The organism is Citrobacter sp. BDA59-3 (assembly GCF_015167655.1).
Lineage (GTDB): Bacteria > Pseudomonadota > Gammaproteobacteria > Enterobacterales > Enterobacteriaceae > Phytobacter > Phytobacter diazotrophicus.
Genome location: NZ_CP063427.1, coordinates 937445 through 956766, shown reverse-complemented (window position 1 = coordinate 956766; position 19322 = coordinate 937445). Strand labels below are relative to the sequence as shown.

At 52.5% G+C, this 19322-nt stretch carries 15 protein-coding genes, 1 tRNA gene and 1 pseudogene; 4 read left to right on the top strand and 13 right to left on the bottom strand.

Annotation, left to right across the window (positions count from 1 at the left end; genetic code table 11):
* Positions 1-152: 152 nt before the first annotated feature.
* The 10 genes and pseudogenes from IP582_RS25270 to dnaQ all read right to left on the bottom strand — a co-directional run.
* Positions 153-2267, bottom strand: a pseudogene (locus IP582_RS25270) (type VI secretion system Vgr family protein); the annotation flags it as partial.
* Positions 2264-4930, bottom strand: coding sequence for a type VI secretion system ATPase TssH (gene tssH / locus IP582_RS04425; protein WP_193795180.1), 2667 nt, complete (start codon positions 4928-4930; stop codon positions 2264-2266). The gene tssH and the pseudogene IP582_RS25270, both read right to left, overlap by 4 nt.
* 189 nt (positions 4931-5119) lie before the next feature.
* Positions 5120-5611 (bottom strand): Hcp family type VI secretion system effector, encoded by a 492-nt coding sequence (locus IP582_RS04420; RefSeq protein ID WP_039076799.1) that lies wholly within the window; start codon positions 5609-5611, stop codon positions 5120-5122.
* Positions 5612-5616: 5 nt separating this feature from the next.
* Complete coding sequence (locus tag IP582_RS04415) at positions 5617-7317, bottom strand: OmpA family protein (RefSeq protein ID WP_193795179.1); 1701 nt, start codon at positions 7315-7317, stop codon at positions 5617-5619.
* A gap of 11 nt (positions 7318-7328) precedes the next feature.
* A complete protein-coding gene (gene tssL, locus IP582_RS04410) occupies positions 7329-7994 on the bottom strand; it encodes a type VI secretion system protein TssL, short form (protein WP_193795178.1) in 666 nt (221 codons plus the stop codon).
* The gene (tssK, locus tag IP582_RS04405; protein WP_193795177.1) at positions 7991-9331 is read right to left on the bottom strand and encodes a type VI secretion system baseplate subunit TssK; all 1341 of its coding nucleotides are present in this window, start codon (positions 9329-9331) and stop codon (positions 7991-7993) included. The genes tssL and tssK overlap by 4 nt, the downstream gene beginning before the upstream one ends.
* Before the next feature lie 19 nt (positions 9332-9350).
* The gene (tssC, locus tag IP582_RS04400) at positions 9351-10883 is read right to left on the bottom strand and encodes a type VI secretion system contractile sheath large subunit (protein ID WP_172600681.1); all 1533 of its coding nucleotides are present in this window, start codon (positions 10881-10883) and stop codon (positions 9351-9353) included.
* Positions 10884-10944: 61 nt separating this feature from the next.
* Entirely contained in the window at positions 10945-11436 is a 492-nt protein-coding gene (gene tssB / locus IP582_RS04395; RefSeq protein WP_193795176.1) for a type VI secretion system contractile sheath small subunit, read from the bottom strand.
* Between the two features lie 603 nt (positions 11437-12039).
* A tRNA-Asp gene (locus tag IP582_RS04390) sits at positions 12040-12116 on the bottom strand.
* A gap of 132 nt (positions 12117-12248) precedes the next feature.
* Positions 12249-12980: a DNA polymerase III subunit epsilon gene (gene dnaQ, locus IP582_RS04385; RefSeq protein WP_039076793.1), complete on the bottom strand. Its 732-nt coding sequence runs from the start codon at positions 12978-12980 to the stop codon at positions 12249-12251.
* Between the two features lie 65 nt (positions 12981-13045).
* Between dnaQ and rnhA the strand changes: the two genes are divergently transcribed.
* The gene (gene rnhA / locus IP582_RS04380) at positions 13046-13516 is read left to right on the top strand and encodes a ribonuclease HI (protein ID WP_193795175.1); all 471 of its coding nucleotides are present in this window, start codon (positions 13046-13048) and stop codon (positions 13514-13516) included.
* On the opposite strand, the gene IP582_RS04375 is transcribed toward rnhA, so the two are convergent.
* Positions 13507-14223, bottom strand: a complete 717-nt coding sequence (locus IP582_RS04375; RefSeq protein ID WP_039076791.1) for a class I SAM-dependent methyltransferase — start codon at positions 14221-14223, stop codon at positions 13507-13509. The genes rnhA and IP582_RS04375 overlap by 10 nt on opposite strands.
* 32 nt (positions 14224-14255) lie before the next feature.
* Here IP582_RS04375 and gloB point away from each other — a divergent pair, with 32 nt between their 5' ends.
* Both gloB and mltD read left to right on the top strand, forming a co-directional pair.
* A complete protein-coding gene (gene gloB / locus IP582_RS04370; RefSeq protein WP_193795174.1) occupies positions 14256-15011 on the top strand; it encodes a hydroxyacylglutathione hydrolase in 756 nt (251 codons plus the stop codon).
* Positions 15012-15082: 71 nt separating this feature from the next.
* Positions 15083-16450, top strand: a complete 1368-nt coding sequence (mltD, locus tag IP582_RS04365) for a murein transglycosylase D (RefSeq protein ID WP_071195939.1) — start codon at positions 15083-15085, stop codon at positions 16448-16450.
* Positions 16451-16496: 46 nt separating this feature from the next.
* On the opposite strand, the gene IP582_RS04360 is transcribed toward mltD, so the two are convergent.
* Positions 16497-17267, bottom strand: a complete 771-nt coding sequence (locus IP582_RS04360; protein ID WP_193795173.1) for a class I SAM-dependent methyltransferase — start codon at positions 17265-17267, stop codon at positions 16497-16499.
* A 78-nt stretch (positions 17268-17345) separates the two neighbouring features.
* A complete protein-coding gene (locus tag IP582_RS04355; RefSeq protein ID WP_193795172.1) occupies positions 17346-18146 on the bottom strand; it encodes an endonuclease/exonuclease/phosphatase family protein in 801 nt (266 codons plus the stop codon).
* Positions 18147-18376: 230 nt separating this feature from the next.
* Between IP582_RS04355 and yafC the strand changes: the two genes are divergently transcribed.
* Positions 18377-19261: a DNA-binding transcriptional regulator YafC gene (gene yafC / locus IP582_RS04350; protein ID WP_193795171.1), complete on the top strand. Its 885-nt coding sequence runs from the start codon at positions 18377-18379 to the stop codon at positions 19259-19261.
* Positions 19262-19322 lie beyond the last annotated feature (61 nt).

The following is a 19322-nucleotide window of genomic DNA, read 5'->3' as shown; positions in this document are numbered from 1 at the left end:
GTTTCATGTTGCAATTGCTCTTCTGTATAAGTTCTCCCATCCTTACCGAGATAATTTTGATCATTTTTCCTTTTTTGTATATATAGGTCAGAGCCTCCATCTATGTTTTTCTTCCAATTCCACACCTGCTCATATGTAGGGATAGGATTAGTGATCTCATCTTCCGTACTGGTGATCTCTATCGATTTTTTCGCCAGTAATTCCATCAGGTCGTTCTGCGCCTGTAGTGAGATCGCACCTTTATTGGCAAACAGCTTAATCCCCCGCTTTGCGTACAAATACACTCAGAGCCTGCCCCACACCGATAAATATATTCCTACAACACCGATATCGATGTTATTCCCCGCGTTTATCTGGAGGTTTTTTACTGCCGCCAGTTGCATATGTTCACCACTTGCCAGCGCAACACCTTTTGGCGCGTGCATCAGGATGACTGATGCCGTCAGCTCGCTTATCCGGTTAGCGATTAACGCAACCTGCGCGGCCATATCTGCCGACTCCGCACTGGCAGTCACCGCGTCATCAGACAGTTTCTTGATTTTGTCGCTCAGGCTGTTCAGCTCACTGATAATGGCCGCCATCTCCCGCACCTGCCCCTGCGCCCGCTCCTGACCGTCGGCGCTGATGAATATCCCCTTTTTCGCCCGGATGGCACCCCACATGTCCGTGCGCAGCTCAAAACCTTCCCCGCGCTGCTGTTTTCCCGCGTCCACCAGATGGCCGAGATTGAGCTGGCTCTTGCCGCCGTACTCCGTACTGACCTTGATATGCTCTTTGCCGCGCTCGTCATCGAGGCGCAGCTTGTTGTTTGCCGGGGTGCGCAGCACGTTGCGTTTATAGTTCTGAATCGTCACATGGTCTGTGTGGGCGGAATCATGCTTCACCCCGGCGATATAGGGCCGGTCCGGGTTGCCTCCCTCAAACGCGATGCTGACCTCCGTGCCCGCCAGCAGCGGCAGATGCAGGCCGTACGTATCACCTGCATAAGGGCGGGACTGCCGTACCCACAGGCTCTCGTAACCCGGCTTCCAGGCCTCGCGGTCAAAATCGAGGTTCACCCGGTAGCGCCCGTCTTTATCGATATGGGCGTAGATGTCGTTTGCCGTTGTGCTGGTCACCCGCGCGGGCAGCGTTCCGGCCATCACCGGTTTCGCGATGCGCACCGGGCGAAAGCTGTAACGTTCCGAATACGGGATGGCGGTAAACGTCAGTTCATAACTGCGGTCTCGCGCCGCGCTGGCGGTCAGCCCGGTTATCAATGCGCCCCTGCGGAACACCGCCGGAGCGTCCTCATCCGGTACCTTTATCTCCAGCCCCGGCATCAGCAGGGCGCTGGTGCTCAGCCCCTGCATAATGGCCCGGCCATTAAGGTAACGTTCGTGGCGGATACGCGCGTAAAACGCCCCGCTTTCCGGTGTGTCCGGGTCGCCTGCCGTCAGGAAGTTGTCCGCGTAATGACAGGCTTCGCCACAGGTGGTGCTGTCCCCGCCCGTCGCATCAAACGCCGACGTCATATCGGCGGTCGCGTCACGGTAGTTGTAGTCCCGCGTGGTGACGCTTTTTTCCACCACATGATATGCCGTGTTCAGCCCCCAGACAGATTCCGTGCCGCTGTCGCTCAACCCAGAAGGGTGGCGCAGTGGCAGCATCAGGCCGCGTTCATAGCCGCTCTGGTCGTCATAAAACTCAATGACTTCGATTTTCAGCCGCACGTCGGTACTGAACCGGAACCAGATCCCCACCTCCGACAGCAGCCGGGAGATAAACGTCAGGTCGTCCTCGCCGAACTGCATCACCTGTTCGCGCGACGGATATTCCCCCGTCAGGGTGAATACGAAGTCCTGGCCGAGCATCCCGTGGCGCTCACGCAGGATTTTTTCCACAATCTGCGGCACGCTCTGGTTCTGGTAAATGGCGTTCTGATGGCTGCGGGCGAGCAGCGCCAGCCGGGGCTCAAGGCGCACTTCATAGCGTGTTTCATCGCGCGAGGTGGAAAGCTGTTTAAAGCCGGTGATGACGCCATACAGGGTGCGCAGCGGCACCTGTACCGGCATCCCCTGAACCGGCGGGGCGCAGAGGCTGAGCGCGCCGTCCTGCATCAGCACCGCTTCCGGCTCCAGGGTTTTATCACGGCTGGTGAACTGAATGTCGTAACAGAACGGCTGGCTCAGATGCTCGCGGCCTTCAAAGGAGAGCACATCAGGCGGGCTGCTCAGGCCTCGAATTTTTAATTTGTGGTGGGCGTGGTCAAAACTGAGCGCGTTCATGCGGTGCCTCCTGCGTCCAGGTCAAACTCAAGGGAAATACCCTCATCGTCATTCCAGCCCAGTCTCAAATGTACAGGTTTCTGCTGCGCGGCCTGATGTGCCAGCAACTGCTGGCTCAGTACGGGTAAAATTTGTTGATTGAGCAGGCTATCGATATTGCGCGCGCCGCTTTCAGACAGCAAACATACACTGGTGAGCTGGTCATAGAGGTCTTCACTCACCTCGGTTTCCATGCCGTAGTGTTCACGCAGGCGACGAATAACCTGTTCCAGCTTCATCATCACAATGATACGCATCGCGGCAGGGCCGAGTGGGCGATAAATGATCGTCTGGAAACGCGCCTGCAATGCGGGCTGGAAATGGTCGCGCAAGAGAGGATGGAGCAATGCCTGCATCTCGCTTTCCGTGGCATCAGGCTGCTCTTCCAGCAACTGCATCACATGCTCGCTGCCGAGATTGGCGGTCATCAGAATGACCGTATTGCGAAAATCAATTTCACGCCCTTCACCGTCGCGCATAAATCCCCGGTCAAAAACCTGATAGAACAGGTTCATTACATCGCGGTGCGCTTTTTCTACTTCGTCCAACAACACCACACTGTAGGGACGCTTTCTGACAGCCTCGGTCAGTACACCGCCTTGCCCATACCCCACATAACCGGGGGGAGAACCTTTAAGCTGAGAGACGGTGTGGGGTTCCTGATATTCGGAAAGATTGATAGTTATGAGCGATTTCTCGCCGCCGAAGAGGGTGTCGGCAAGGGCAAGCGCGGTTTCCGTTTTACCTGTACCACTTGGCCCCGTCAGCAGGAAGACGCCCTGAGGACCGTTTTCTGGCGTAAGACCGGTTTTCGCGGCACGTAATCGCCGGGCAATAGCACCCAGCGCGGCATCCTGGCCCACGACCCGTGTTGCGAGATTCTCTTCCAGGCTTAACAGCGCCGTCTGCTCATCTTTCAGCAATGACGAGAGCGGAACCCCTGTCCAGTCGGCAATCACTGTGGCAACGGTTCGGGCATCAACGTCCAGCCCCAGCAGCGGCCTGGAATGTTGCACAAGGTGAAGCTGTGACTGTAAAGCGACAATATCCGCCTGACGCGAGAGGTCGCTGCGACAGGCCAGCAGTTGTCGGTTAAGGTCTTGCTCTTGTTGATACTGGGTTTCAAGGGTATCGAGTTGCACGATCAAGGCGTTCTCTTCCCGCTCGATAGCCGCAAGCCGTTCACCACAAGAATAGTCCCCCACCGTGCTATCATCCTGTAACGCCTGTTTTTCCAGGGCCAGCGCGGTGAGTGAAGCACGAATATGCGTTAAGGGTTCCGGTAATGTATCGAGGCTCATACGCACGCGGGCGGAAGCCGTATCCAGCAGATCGACAGCTTTGTCCGGCAACTGGCGTCCAGTGAGATAACGTCGGGAAAGTGTTACCGCCGCACGAACCGCGTCGTCCGTGATGTGCACACCATGATGTTGCGCATAGCGCGCTTTCAGGCCACGGAGCATGAGACTGGCTGTAGCGTCGTCCGGTTCGTCCACCTTCACCATCTGGAAACGACGCTCCAGTGCGGCGTCGCGTTCAAAGTACTGCTTGTATTCACTCCAGGTTGTAGCCGCAATGGTACGCAGCTCGCCCCGGGCTAATGCAGGTTTCAACAGGTTCGCCGCATCTGCGCCGCCCGCCTGATTCCCCGCGCCAATGAGGGTATGCGCTTCGTCGATAAACAGCAGCACGGGTTCCGGTGATTTTTGTACCTCATTAATAACGTTTTTTAGCCGCTGTTCAAATTCACCTTTGACGCCAGCTCCTGCCTGCAACAGACCCAGATCCAAAGTATGGATGTGGACCTTTCTCAGACTCTCCGGCACATTGCCTTCTGCAATACGCAGCGCAAGTCCCTCCACTAGCGCCGTTTTGCCCACGCCGGGTTCGCCAACCAGGATAGGGTTGTTCTTGCGGCGTCGGGAGAGAATATCGACCATCTGGCGGATCTCCGTGTCGCGGCCAAATACCGGGTCGATGCGACCATCACGCGCTTTCTGCGTGAGATTCTCCGTAAAGCGATCCAGAACGACGCGGTGTTGATCGTCGTGTTTAGCACTGCTTCCATTTTCGGTTAAACCTGGCTCATTTGCAGCAATGCCGGGTAAATCAGCCATAAGCGGTTCACTGACCTGACGTTGCCGCCCCGGGTTTTCTTCCGATTGCGCATCAAGCAAGGGACGTAGCCGTTCCAGTTGCATACGCCCGAGGCTGAGCAGGATCCACAGATCATTGGCCGCCAGTAACGCAGGTTTTTCTGTCAGCGCCATCAGCAGGTGCTGGCTGCGGATTTGCGGAGCATCAACCTCAAGAGAGGCAATTAGCCATGCCTGAGTCAGCAGTGTGATGAGTTGATCAGATAAGTGTGGACGAGTATGAACAGAGCGTGGAAGGGTTGCCAGATGCGTCAGTAGAGACTGCCAGACACTGTCCAGGTCCCATTCATAACGCCGGGAGATAACGGTGAGATCACCTTCCCCTTGCTCCAGGAGTTTCAGCAGTAAGTGCTCAATGGTGATCTCTACGTGCGCACGGGTCTGGCAGAGTGATGCGGCCGCTTCCAGCGCATGTGCGCAAAAAGGGTTAAGACGGCGCAGCAGCGCCGCGGGGTGGTTTACGGTCATAGATGTCCCTTCTTGACGTATTCATGTTCAATTCCTGCAGCCGCCGTTTCCCCATGCTACCGCCCGTAGCCATCACCACAGGCCCATCTGGTTTCATCAGCGGATTGACAGAGTTTGCTCAGTGCCGACTCCATCCGGCATTCAGCAAACGTAGTAAGAAGGCAGACAGTTTCCTGTCTGCCGCAGTTATCAGGCGGAGGGGCGCTCATTCCAGGAATCAGAATGAATGATGTTGCCGTCTTTGTAGGTCCAGGTGATTTTTTCGTAGCGCAATTCAATGCGTTCCAGGTGGTTGTGCTTCTCTTTCGCCGGATCTTTGATGTCGTGCATCAGTGGAGCGACTTTCACCAGTTTGACGTTCTCAAGCGTGGTATTGAAATACTCCACTTCCTGACCCGCATCATTGATGCGATACCATTTGAACTCAGCGGTTTTCAGGGTCTGACCGGTGGTAACGGCCTTGTACAGATAGGGGCTGGACGAATCGATCTCTTTGGTGAAAAGAAACGGGGTATGAATACGGGTGCCCGTCAGTTTGCCTGTGTTGTTATCGGTTGGGATGTAGAGCGTATGTTCTTGCGCAACGACTTCGATGCTGCCTTCACGCCCCTGAACATCGACGGACCCTTTGATATCCGCACCACCGTCATCTTTCAGCCAGAGATAAACTGGAATAGCCATGAGAATTACTCTCCTTGTTGATTGAATTGAGACACCGCCAACTCCGGCGGTATTTGCTGTTTCGCGTCCTGACAGGCGTCTGAACGCGGAACCAGACTGATTTCGACACGCCGGTTGGTTGCCCTGCCTTCTGGCGTATCGTTCGTCGCCGCAGGCTGGCTTTCGCCCAGCCCCTGCACGGCAAAACAGGTGAACGGGATATCGCTGGTTTGCAACATCCAGTCACGCACCGCTTCGGCACGCCGCAACGACAACTGTTGGTTGGATTTTTCATCGCCGGTGGAATCGGTATAACCAGCCACCAGGATCAACCATCCGGGCTTCGCTTTGATATTGACCAGCGCCTCAACCAGTACTTTTGTCGAGCCGATTTTTAACCTCGACTGCCCCACATCAAACAGCGCCATACTGTCCAGGCGCACAGTCTGCACCGCTCCGCCAGATACAATTTCTCCCTTTGGTTCCGGCGGGCGGTAGCCACGTATCGCCTGCAGCACTGGCTGGCGTAGACGTTCGCCAGGGTAAAGCCCAAAGCCAAGACGCAGCGGTTCTCCTTCGCGGTAATAGTCATCCAGCCGCTGTGCGTCTTCTTTTAGCACTAACAAATAACGGCTTTTGACCACCGAGTCGGACATCGGGGTAATGGTGTATTTGTGCAGATCATCGCTGACCTGCCGCAGAAAATTGCGGTTTGACATTGCCGACAGGCAAAGCGCGATAAGCCCGGCGACGGTAGTCATTGCCAGCCAGGCCGTCCATACTCGCCGCACGGACCCTGGCCCCGACTGACGTGGCAGTAACGGCAACATCGCGTCCGGAAAGCGCAACGCGTCTCTGGCACCGGTTTGTTGCGATATGTCTGGCGCCAGGCACGTTTTGTCAGTTATCCATTGCTGCCATAGATTGCCGTCCTTTTCCGGTAGAGAAGGCGCAAAGCCTGCCCCCACAGCCAGCGGTAAACCTGCGCTCTCCTGCCTGTTTAGCGCTGGCATCACAATTTGTTTCATCCAGAGCAGCAGATTCTCAGCCCGAAGTACCTGGCCCAGCCGTTGACTGCCTGTCGCTATACTGCCCTGAGCAATCCACTCAGACGGCGCGTTCTCATGGTCCGATGTCATGACCAGGGCATCACGTCCGGTACAGATCAACCATGGCGAAGATTCCTCTATTGCAGGTTCGATCTGATAACTCCAGAGGATCAGTGGCACCTTCGCGCCCACCCTGCGCCGTAATTGCACCAGAGTTCGGGAAAAACGCTGCAGTTGCCCGGCAAGGACGGCGATGTCCTGATGCTGAGCTGGTATCACCGTGCGGGCCACGCAGATCTGTGAACTCCATGCCGGGCGACGGGACAACAGGGATTCCGTTAATGAAACAAGCTGTTCTTCATCAGCGATATGCAGATAGAGCCCGACAGGAACCTGCCGCAGCGGGCTGTCAGCGAAAAGTTGCCTCGCCCCGTCACCACAGACCAGCACGACGGGCTGTTGGTAACCCTCCGCTGGCAGACAGGCCAACCACTTATCATCGGCCCCTTTTTGTGGCGTTTTCTGCCGCCAGAAGAACCAGACGATAGCAGCACCGATGACAACCACGGCCACCAGACTGTATTTCACTGCCGTTGAAACGGAAGAAAAAACGGTCCACAGTGCGAGAAGCAGCAACAATCCCCATAGCAGAGCAGCCTGTTTGTGCATGTTTTTCACTCGGCACTCCCTCAACGCTGCCTGGGCGGCAAAAGTTCATCCACCAGCATGTCAAGCCAGCTATCAAGCCCCCACCACACACCAACAAGAACAATCACAGCCGTGCTTAACCAGAACAGAGGCGAGTACCACACGCGTGATTTTCGCGTGGGTCGTGCCGCATTGAGTAACGCGGTCTCCGGCGAAACTCGAAACGGGGTGACGCGTTCACTCAGCATCGCAATCAGTTTTTCACGATCCGTCGATACCGGATCCTGATAACGTCCACGAAACCCCAGCAGCAATACCCGATGAAAACAGGTCAACACGGCAGGAACAGGAGCAGGCTCATGCAGAACCTGCCGTATGCGCTCATACAGCAACTCGCCCGCCTGAAGGGTGTTGAAGAAATGCGCCTGAAGAGGGGTTTCCAGCCAGACCTTTTGCCCGTCGTCCGGCGTCTCCCGGCTTAGTACTGTTTCATCCAACAGCGCACACTGGGCATAGGTAATATGTTCTGCGTCCTGCTGGCTGAACCCTGCATTGAGCAACGTCTGACGAACCCACTCAACCTGTTGCTGACAGTGGTGATATAACGCCACGCCCCGTCGGGCAGGTGTCCCCTGTCGTAGCTCAACAACCGTTAGCCAGGTATCACGGAGCACTACGTCTATGTTGATTTCCATATCGTTTTTCATGCGCGCAACACCGCAAAAAGTTCGGGTTTTAAATCACCCATGGTGCCAGGCACGTAAATCATGCAGCACCCGGACTCCAGCATGGCTTTCGCAGGTGCACAGTGCATATCCAGAGCGAAATAGTGATTTTCCAGCCGCAACGGGAGTGCAGCAGGCACTTGGGTCAGGGGCACAATCGGGACGCCGTTCAGCGCCACATTGATAAGATGGGTGACATCATCCGGCGCGCCAATTTTGCACACCCGTGGTAGCTGATTTATCACCAGATGCGCGGCCAGCGAAGAACGTACCGACAGGTAGAAATCAGCCTCTTCACGCAAGCGCGGATCGTGTAGATCGGCCTTCCAACGGTTGCCGGGTAGCGCGTCCAGTTCCAGTGCGATCACGCGCGACGGAAGACTGGCTTCAAGTAAGGTGTTAAGCAAGGTAAACAAAGGTGGAAACGTCTGCGATGGTGAATCATGGATGTAAGCAGGTATCGCGCTGACTGAGTGATCCAGTGAAAAGGTTAATAACGATCCGGCAAGGCGTGCCAGTTCACGCCATACAAGCTCAGGATGAACGGCGGGGTAGCGCAGGAAATCAGCCAGGATTGGTTCGACGGAGTTCAGCGCATTTAATAACCAGAACAGGGACACATCCGCTACGGCAAAATCCGCCATGCGCTGGTTGCTCTCCCGGCGCATCGCCATCAGGCGACGGCTTTTGGCCTGTAATTGCAGTTGCAGCATTTCCAGACATTGCATCCCGGCCTGGTGCGCGTTAAACGTCAGTAACGGCGGGACATAGCTGTCATCAAGCGCCCAGTTGCCCTGACTATCCCGAATCAGGCGTGCCAGCGGACAGGTGACATAATCGGCATTGTTGTCATGTGCAAAACGCAATGACAGCGCATAGCGTTCAACGGCGATGTCTTCGCTGTCGCTGCCATAGATATCCTGTACAGTTTGCCATTCCTGACGATAGCGAAGCGGCCTGTCCGTTAACGCATCCTGCCCCAGATTGCCGCCATTGCTATGCTCCAGCGGTAATGCCAGCAATACCGTAAGCGCATTTATTCCGGCAACGTTGGTCAAATCGCAGGCAGGTGGCAGCACATCCGATACGGCGGTATCCACCAGCACGCCATCAGGAAAACGGACACGCAAGGATTGCGCTTTGAGTTTTCCCAGGGCTAAGGCACTTTCGTCAAATTTAACGCAAGCAACGCCCCATGGATGGCGAGCACCAATATGCGCAATGCTGTAATTACTGAATGTTTCCCAGCGGGCCTGCTGTTGAAACTGCTGAGAGGACAGGAATGTCCCCTCAGCCCATAGTGGACGATAAATCTTCATAAATCATACCACCGGTAGATCAGGCTTTTGCTTTCGGCATCTGGGAAACCAGCGACAGGTTGATGTCCATCCCTTCAATCTGAAAGTGCGGCACCGCATAAAGTCTGATACGGAAGAAACCGGGGTTATCTTCGATATCCTCTACCACCACTTTTCCATCACGCAGCGGATGGGAAGCCTGCAACTCGTCGCCAGGATCGGTCATTTCCGTTACCAGATTGCGGATCCAGGTGTTTAATTCCAGTTCCAGTAAACGACGATCTTTGGTTGTACCGATGTTTTCTCTCTGAATAATTTTGAGGTAGTGGGCAATGCGCGACAGCAAGAAAACATAAGGCAGACGGGCGTTGATACGGCTATTGGCTGTGGCATCCGCAGTATCGTAAAGCGCAGGTTTTTGGGTGGAGTTTGCGGAGAAGAAACAGGCATAATCGCGATTCTTATAGTAAGAAAGCGGGATAAAGCCCAGGTTCGCAAATTCAAACTCGCGTGTTTCTGGAATCATCACTTCGGTCGGGATTTTGACCTGATTACCCGTGCCCAAATCATACAGATGGATTGGTAAATCAGTGACGGCACCACCAGCCTGAGGCCCGCGAATTTGCACACACCAGCCGTTGTTAATGAAGCTTTTTGCCATGTTAGTGGCAAACGCAAATGCAGCGCTGGTCCACAGATATTTATCGTGATCCGGCCCTTTGACTGCCTCAACATAGTTAAAGCTACGAACAGGCACTGTATCTGGCCCATAAGGCAGACGACCCAGCACATTCGGCATGGTCAGGCCGATATAACGCGCGTCATCAGTATCGCGGAATGCCTTCCATTTGATATATTCGGCACGATCAAAATAGTTGCCGATGTCCTTAATCGCGGCAACCTCTTCCATTGAGTTTTTGAGGAAAAATGCCGGCCCGACGGCCCCGATAAACGGCATGTGAGATGCCGCGGCTACACGGGAAATATTGCGCAGTAAGGCAATATCTTGTGGGCTATTGTCAAACTCGTAGCTCGAAATGACAGACGCGATGGGTTCGCCGCCTGGCGTGTCATATTCTTCAATGTAGGTGTGCCGATAAAACCCGCTCTGAATGATTTCTGGCGCATCGTCAAAATCTTCGCGCAGATGCTGTTTACTGACATCTAGCAATTCAACTTTGACGTTTTTACGAAAATCGATACCGCTAACCATCGACCACGTCCCGCGCCACAGGGATTCAACCTTTTTAAATTCAGGATGATGCATGACAGCATCGAGCTGCGCGCTAATTTTTCGGTCAAGCTCACTGATATGAAAATCCAGCAGTGATTTATCCAACTTCTCTATATTTTTCCCGGATGAGGCAACGCAAGAAAGTAGAACCTGAATAGCCGCTGAGACACGTTCATCGGTGCTGGCTTCAGCCATCGCTTCATTACTTTGCCATTCCCCAATTTCTTTTAACGATGTGACGGGCGTTAAGTGAATTTTTTCAAACAACGACTGATAGATATTCTCTTTTGTGACGGTTTGCGTTGATGCGCCCGGTGAAGCGGTTTCCTGTACAGACATTAACATTCCCTTCTTAAAGTCCTTATTTATTGTCCTTTCTGAATACGACTGAATAGACGTATTACTCAGGCACCAGTGCCGTCAGCTCTGCCCGAAGCTCATTACTCAGCTCAGTATCTTTGAGGATTTTCTCCAGCTCGTGGCGGAATTCCGTGTTATCCAGAAGGTTGGATTTGAGATCGCGTAATAAATTGCGCATGGCAATCAACGCGCGAAGTTGAGGGATATTGCGGGCGACCTGCTCAGGCTCGAAATCTTTGATATCAGAGAAACTAAGCCTGATTCGCTCCTCGCTTCCCTCTGGGGCTATCGTATTTTCAACGGTAAAACTTACTTCTGGTGCCAATTCAGCCATGACGCCATTGAAGTTGTTTTTATCAATGTTGATTCGGCTTCTTTCTGAGAGCGGGCGTTGCTCTTTGCCATTACTGTAATCACCAACGGCGAGCAACTTGAGCGGTAGTTCAACTTTCTTTTTTGTATTTCCGGTATGAAGATCAAGCTTAATATTGACGCGAGCGGGTGGAACTTCATTTTGAAAACTGTCTGCCATTTTCTCTCTCCCTGGGTTAATACTTCCCTTAAATTAATCACATGATGTAGCGTAGTAATCATTTTTAAAGCTATCACTCTCAACCGTTAAAACGCAAGGTACGGAAAAATACAAAAAACAGCCGGATAACAACAATAACAATCATAAAGATACGCCCCTGTAAGGCTTAGTCGCTATTACGGGTTGACGTTAACGCTGTCATTAAAAAATCCAAAAATTTAATGAGACTCACAGAATAAAGACTTTAGGATAAAGACGTCACAACTTTCAAAGTCACCCATGTAAATAAGTTATATTTAAGTTATGGTTAAAAAATAACTATAATAATTTTATATCTACACGAAATATTCTTATTGACTGCTGATAAACGTCAGCATTTAACGTATCAGGCATATTTCATAGATCGATAAAACAGAATAGATTGAGCTAATCGTCGCGGGTTTTTATGACACAAAGCAATATGAATATTATTCAAACAGATTATATAAAATTCTCAGTCTGGTTCAGGAGGGAGGATATCAAAGGACGAAAAAAAACCGCATCCGTTTTGCAACGTTGCGGTTTTCTTACTTATCAGATGTCATAAACACCTGAACTGAATGTTGGCGGAACGGACGGGACTCGAACCCGCGACCCCCTGCGTGACAGGCAGGTATTCTAACCGACTGAACTACCGCTCCGCGATGTTCCCGTTGGGGAACGAGGCGCATATTACGGATTGTGCTTAGAGCCGTCAACGCTTTTTCTGATGATTTGTATCGTTTGCTGCAAAAATCACCCAAAGAGCCATTTTATCATCAAAAGTTAAGGGGTTACGCGCGCCAGAGGCAGCTTCCGCCCTTCTTTTGCACCAGATCCAGACGTGACTCATGCTCCGCCAGCTCTGCATCACTGGCTAAAACAACCCGTAACTTGCTTGCCTGACGGACAACCCGCTGAATACCGGCCTCGCCTTGTTGCTGTTGCCCCTCGCCTTCCATCGAAAAGGCCATGGACGTCTGGCCACCAGTCATCAGCAGATACACATCGGCCAGAATCTGGGAATCGAGTAATGCTCCGTGCAGCGTACGTTTGCTGTTATCTATCTCGTAACGTGAACAAAGGGCATCGAGGCTATTACGCTTACCGGGGAACATCCGTCGCGCCAGCGCCAGGCTGTCCGTGATCTTGCAGAACGTCTCGGTCTTCGGAATGCCGCGATTTAGTTTGCTGAATTCGTAATCAAGAAAGCCGATATCGAACGATGCGTTATGGATGACAAGCTCAGCACCGCGCACATATTCAATAAACTCATCGGCGATATCGCCAAACGTGGGCTTATCGAGCAAAAATTCATCAGCAATACCGTGGACGCCAAAAGCTTCCGGGTCCACCAGACGATCGGGCTTAAGATAGATGTGGAAGTTATTCCCCGTCAGACGACGATTAATCACTTCCACGGCACCGATCTCAATAATTTTGTGCCCTTCATAGTGTGCGCCGATCTGGTTCATACCGGTGGTTTCGGTATCAAGGACGATCTGTCGAGTAATTGCAGTGCTCATAGCGGTCATTTATGTCAGACTTGTCGTTTTACAGTTCGATTTCAATTACAGGAAGTCTACCAGAGATGCTTAAGCAGGTAGAAATTTTCACCGATGGCTCTTGCCTGGGTAACCCAGGGCCCGGCGGCTATGGCGCGATTTTACGTTTTCGCGGCCGCGAAAAAACATTCAGCGAAGGCTATCGTCTTACCACCAACAACCGGATGGAGCTGATGGCCGCTATTGTCGCGCTGGAAGCCCTCAAAGAACATTGCGAAGTGATTCTTAGCACCGACAGCCAGTACGTTCGTCAGGGGATCACCCAGTGGATCCACAACTGGAAAAAGCATGGCTGGAAAACGGCAGAAAAAAAACCGGTGAAAAATGTCGATCTCTGGCAACGTCTGGATGCCGCCCTCGGCGAGCATAAAATCCGCTGGGAATGGGTAAAAGGCCACGCCGGGCATCCGGAAAACGAACGCTGCGATGAACTCGCACGCGCTGCGGCATCGAAGCCAACGCAGGAGGATATCGGCTATCTGGCCGATCAGGGCTGACGTGTCTGGCGGGTTGCGCTGACGGTTTGCCGTACGCTGGGTTTTGCCCGGCGCATCTTCATCGGATTGAGCGTTAACGGGATCGTGCGTTTACGCGCCACAATCAATTGCATGCAACCCAATGCGGGCAGGTGGGTGTTTAACAGTTTCCCCCCCTGCTTCGTCCAGGGAATGACCCGAAAACGGCTATAATGAAGCACCTCAAAATTCAGCAGCGATAGCCAGTCAAGCTGGCGCATCAGGGTAAACATACGGCTGCTGATTGCAGGCGAACGGCGTAAAAACGGAATAGCTTTGCCTATTCCCAGCAGGCTGACTGGATTAAAACCGCTGATCACCAGCCAGCCATCATCGATCAGCACGCGATCGACTTCCTGCAACAGACGATGCGGATCCGGGCACCAGGGTAGCGTGTGGCCCAGCAGACAGGCATCGACAGATTTTGCCGCAAAGGGAAGATGCAACGGATCTGCGCGAACGTGAACAGGGTCGCCGGTGAGTGAAACATTAACCTGATGTGAAATAGCGCAACTTTCGGCATTGATTTCTGCACTGAGATTGCCAATCTTAAGCAGATGAAATCCATACATTTTTGCAAACCACGGCTTGAGCTCCTGCTCCAGTGCTTCGCGGTAATACTCGCCCTTAGGCAACTCAGCCCAATGCGTCGGTGCTATGTACTTACGGGGAGTCCTTGCCGGTTTCATCACAACCTTCCATTACGCTTTGAGAGGTAACTATGAATCTTACCAGTATTCCCGCATTTCAGGACAATTACATCTGGGTGTTAAGTGAAGATGACGGCCGCTGCCTGATCGTCGATCCCGGCGAGGCTGCCCCCGTTTTAAACGCTATTGAAGAGAATAACTGGCAGCCGACTGCGATCCTGCTTACTCATCACCATAATGATCACGTTGGCGGCGTGCAGGAGCTGAGCCAGAAATATCCGAATGTTGTGGTTTACGGACCGGCAGAGACACAACATAAGGGAGCGACAAAAATCGTCGGTGAAGGGGATCGGTTGCAGATTCTGGGTCATGAATTCAGCGTATTTCACACGCCAGGTCACACTTTAGGACATATCTGTTACTTTAGCGCACCTTATCTTTTTTGTGGCGATACGATGTTTTCTGGCGGCTGCGGAAGACTCTTCGAAGGCACTGCAGATCAGATGTTTGACTCTTTTTGTAAGATTGATGCGCTTCCCGAAGATACGCTGATTTGTTGCGCACATGAGTATACTTTAGGAAATATTAAGTTTGCCCTTAGCCTTTTACCCAAGGACCCTGACCTTAACGAATATTATCGTAAAGTTAATGAGTTACGTGCAAAAAACCCAAAAACACTCCCCACAACTCTGAAAAATGAGCGTCGCATTAATGTTTTTTTACGCACGCAAGATTCTGATTTAATTGAAGTAATAAATAAAGAAACAACGTTGCAACAAGCTAGTGCGCGTTTTGCCTGGTTAAGGTCAAAGAAAGATAACTTCTGACAATTGCGGGTTGCCTTTTTAAAACTTCGCCGTTATGATCGCTCGTCTTTTAAGCAACTATTGACACACACATGAAGGCAAAAGCGATATTATTCGCCTCTGTCCTGCTTGTGGGGTGCCAGGCGTCTAAGCACGACGGCACCGTACAACAGCACGCACAGAGCCTTTCTGCAGCTGGTCAAGGGGAAGCAGGGAAGTTTACAAGTCAGGCGCGGTGGATGGACGATGGAACATTCTCCGGGCAGGAACAAGACTTGTGGGCTTCCATAAGCGACGAGCTAAAGATGGGAATTCCGGAAAATACCCGGATTCGCGAACAGAAACTAAAGTATTTAAGCAATAAGAGCTATCTCCACGATGTAACTTTACGGGCAGAGCCGTATATGTACTGGATAGCAGGGCAAGTTAAAAAACGTAACATGCCCATGGAACTGGTACTACTACCCATAGTGGAGAGCGCTTTTGACCCACATGCAACGTCTGGTCGCAATGCCGCAGGCATTTGGCAGATCATTCCAAGCACGGGTCGTAACTATGGTTTAAAACAGACTCGCAGCTACGATGCGCGTCGTGACGTGGTTGCATCCACAACGGCTGCCCTCGATATGATGCAGCGTCTGAACCGTATGTTTGACGGTGACTGGTTATTAACCGTTGCCGCCTATAACAGCGGTGAAGGGCGAGTACTGAAGGCAATGAAAGTGAATAAGGCGCGGGGTAAACCCACGGACTTCTGGTCACTTTCACTGCCACAGGAAACCAAAATTTACGTGCCTAAAATGCTGGCATTGAGTGACATACTCAAGAACAGCAAGCGGTACGGCGTCAGTCTGCCAACGTCAGACGAAAGCCGTGCGCTGGCGCGTGTCAGGTTGAGCAATCCGGTAGAACTGGATCAGCTGGCGGACATGGCGGGTATTTCGGTTAGCAAACTTAAGACCTTCAACGCAGGCGTTAAAGGTTCAACCTTAGGTGAAAGCGGGCCGCAATATGTCATGGTGCCTCAGAAACACGCCGACCAACTGCGTGAGTCTCTGGCATCAGGTGAAATCGCTGCCGTTCAGCCAACGCTGGTTGCGGACACAACGCCGCTTGCCAGTCGCAGCTACAAAGTGCGCTCAGGTGATACTATTTCAGGCATTGCGTCGCGTCTTGGCGTGACGACAAAAGATCTCCAGCAGTGGAATAACCTGCGCGGAGCTAACCTGAAAGTGGGTCAGAACTTGACGGTTGGAGCAGGTAGCAGTGCATCGCGCCTTGCGAATAATAGCGATAGCATTACCTATCGCGTACGCAAAGGCGATTCACTCTCCAGCATCGCTAAACGCCACGGCGTTAATATCCGTGACGTCATGCGCTGGAACAGTGATACCGACAATCTGAAGCCTGGCGATCAGCTAACGTTGTTTGTGAAAAACAGCGCGTCGCCAGACTCCTGACAGCAAGAAATATAAAAAGGCACCGTTTCCCCCGGTGCCTTTTTTGTTATGAGCTTTTCTGCGCTTCTGCCATGATAGTGTCGCTGGTAAAAGAGCCATCCTCTGTCAATTCGAAGTAGCGCTTCACCTCCTGCGATGCACTTTGCTGATACAGCCTGATGGCTTCGCTCAGCGTCTGCGGCGTACGCATACGGGCAATCCACGAACTGTATTCTAATGGCAAGCGATCGGTGATCAGATTGCGCGTCGTCAGGCCAGCGTCATTAAACAGAGAGAGCCACTCACCGCTGGAATAATTACGTACGTGTGACGTATCGCGTAACGCTTCAACCGTCTGCAGCCAGATATCCCGCACCGGATGACCCGGAGACATCACGTCCATAATAATGACCGTTCCACCGGGCTTAAGCACACGCTTTACTTCTCGCAGCGCCTGCCCAACATCATGCCAGTGGTGAGCAGAGTAACGGCTGATCACCACATCAAACGCGCTGTCATCAAAAGGCAGAATCTCAGCATACCCCTGACGCGTCGTCACATTGCTCAGGCCGCGTTCTTTTGCTGCTTTGGCCACGACATCCAACATCTGGCTGGAAAGATCATATGCCGTGACCTGTGCAACCTGGCCTGCGGCCACAAAACTGGCATGCCCTGCTCCACAGCCTAAATCCAGCACATGGGCTTCTGGAAATGCGCTAAGCCGTTCCGCCAGCCGTTGTAAATCACGGCCAGAAGCATGTACTGCGCTGGTTAAATAGGCACTGGCTTGTGCGCCAAACTGCTTTTCGACGTTGTCATGATGGGAACCTGTGGTCATTGTGTTGTCCTTAATTAAGTTGAAATAAAGGGCAGCACCTCGGATCAGGCCTGCCCCACGGCAGACCTGACACAACCATTATTGATCAGGTTTGCCGGGACTGAATTCTACTAGTAGCGGGTTGTGGTCGGACGCGCGCGTAACCAGCACGGAGGCTTCCTGCACGTTCAGACCACGATAGAAGACGAAATCAAGAGGACGACCAAACGCCCGGCGGCGATTGTCATCGGTAAAACGTACCTGGCGCAGCGACATCTCACGCGAGAAGCGATAAAGCGCATTCATGCGTGGACGACTCCAGGCGTTGAAATCACCGGCCATGATAACAGGGCCATTGTGGCGCATGATCTGATCACCAATGGGCAGAAGCTGTTTACTGTAAACATCGACACCCAGGCTGAAATTCACCGCATGCACATTCACCACCATCAGGTTTCGCATGTCCGGCAGCGGATAGACCGTCACCAGCGCTGATTTGGCAAGGCGCAGGATCGGTTCCCGTTCTCGCAACGGGCAGCAATAGACCGGATGCGCAGAAGAGAGCGTCATCACACCAGATGGATGCTGAGGCAAAACAAACGCGGGAACCTGATCGGCGGCGAGATAGTTAGTGGTCGCAAACCTGACCAGCTCTGGCGTGGTTTGCGCTTCCTGCAATAAGACCAAATGCGCGTCTTTGCCAAAACTCTGCAAAACGGAGAGCCACTCAGCGCGCTGCTGTTTGAAGATATTCCATACCAGAACCCGGATTTTGTCATCACTACTCAGGGGGATACCGGCTGGTAATGCCTTACCAATACTCGCGAAGGACCCCGGCGGCATAATGCGTTCCGCAGGCTGTCCGGCAACATATCGCATGGCATAGGTATTTTTGGGCACTTTCGGTTTTAAACCTCTTCGTTTTAAGCCCCGGAACAACAAAAGGGGTCATTCAGTTATAGGGATTTTAGCGCAGAGTTTCAACGGCAATTGGCAGAAAAGCCTCAAGTAAAAGTTAGTAAGCGCTCAATAACCAATAATGAGTAAAGAGAGTATGGCAGGGAAGCTGGCGGGATGATTAAATAGCCAAACGCTCATAATCGATACCAACTATTGCTACAGGCGCAAGAATGAAAGCCACCTCAGAAGAAATGATGATATTTGTCGCCGTCGTGGAAAGCGGCAGCTTTAGCCGTGCCGCAGAGCGCCTGGGTCAGGCTAATTCAGCCATCAGCCGGGCGATAAAAAAACTGGAGAGTAAACTGGGGGTTAACCTGCTTAATCGCACAACTCGCCAGTTGAGTCTTACGGAAGAAGGTGAGCGCTATTTTCGTCGCATTCAGGGCGTGCTGCAGGAGATGGCCGCTGCAGAGACTGAGGTAATGGAGGCCAAACTGACACCTCGCGGCGTTTTACGTATCGATGCCGCAACGCCTGTGATGCTACATTTTGTGATGCCGATGATTAAGCCTTTTCGCGAACGCTACCCGGAAATTACATTGTCGCTGGTTTCCAGTGAAACCTTTATCAATTTAATTGAGCGTAAAGTGGATGTCGCGATCCGCGTGGGTAAGCTGACCGATTCCAGCCTACGGGCCAGGCCAATTTTTACCAGCTACCGCAAACTGATTGCATCACCAGATTATCTCGCCCGCTGCGGTGCACCCGAAACCGCAGAAGATCTCAAAAATCATACCTGTCTCGGTTTTACCGAGCCGGTCTCGCTCAATACCTGGCCCGTCGCCGCCCAGGATGGCCAGCTCTATGAAATCGACTGCGATATTTCTTCTAACAGCGGTGAGACGCTTAAACATCTCTGCCTGAACGGCAACGGTATCGCCAGCCTGTCTGATTTTATGATCGCAAAAGAGCTGGAAAGCGGTGAACTGGTGGAAGTCCTGGCAAGCAAGCGTCTACCGGTTGAAACGCCATTCAGCGCGGTTTATTACAGTGACAGAGCCGTTAGTACGCGTATACGTGCGTTTATTGATTTCATTAGCGAATATCTCTCCTGATCTCCTCCGGTACGCCTTGTGCGTACTTTCAAACGCTCTACCTCGTTCCTCTTTGTCAGAA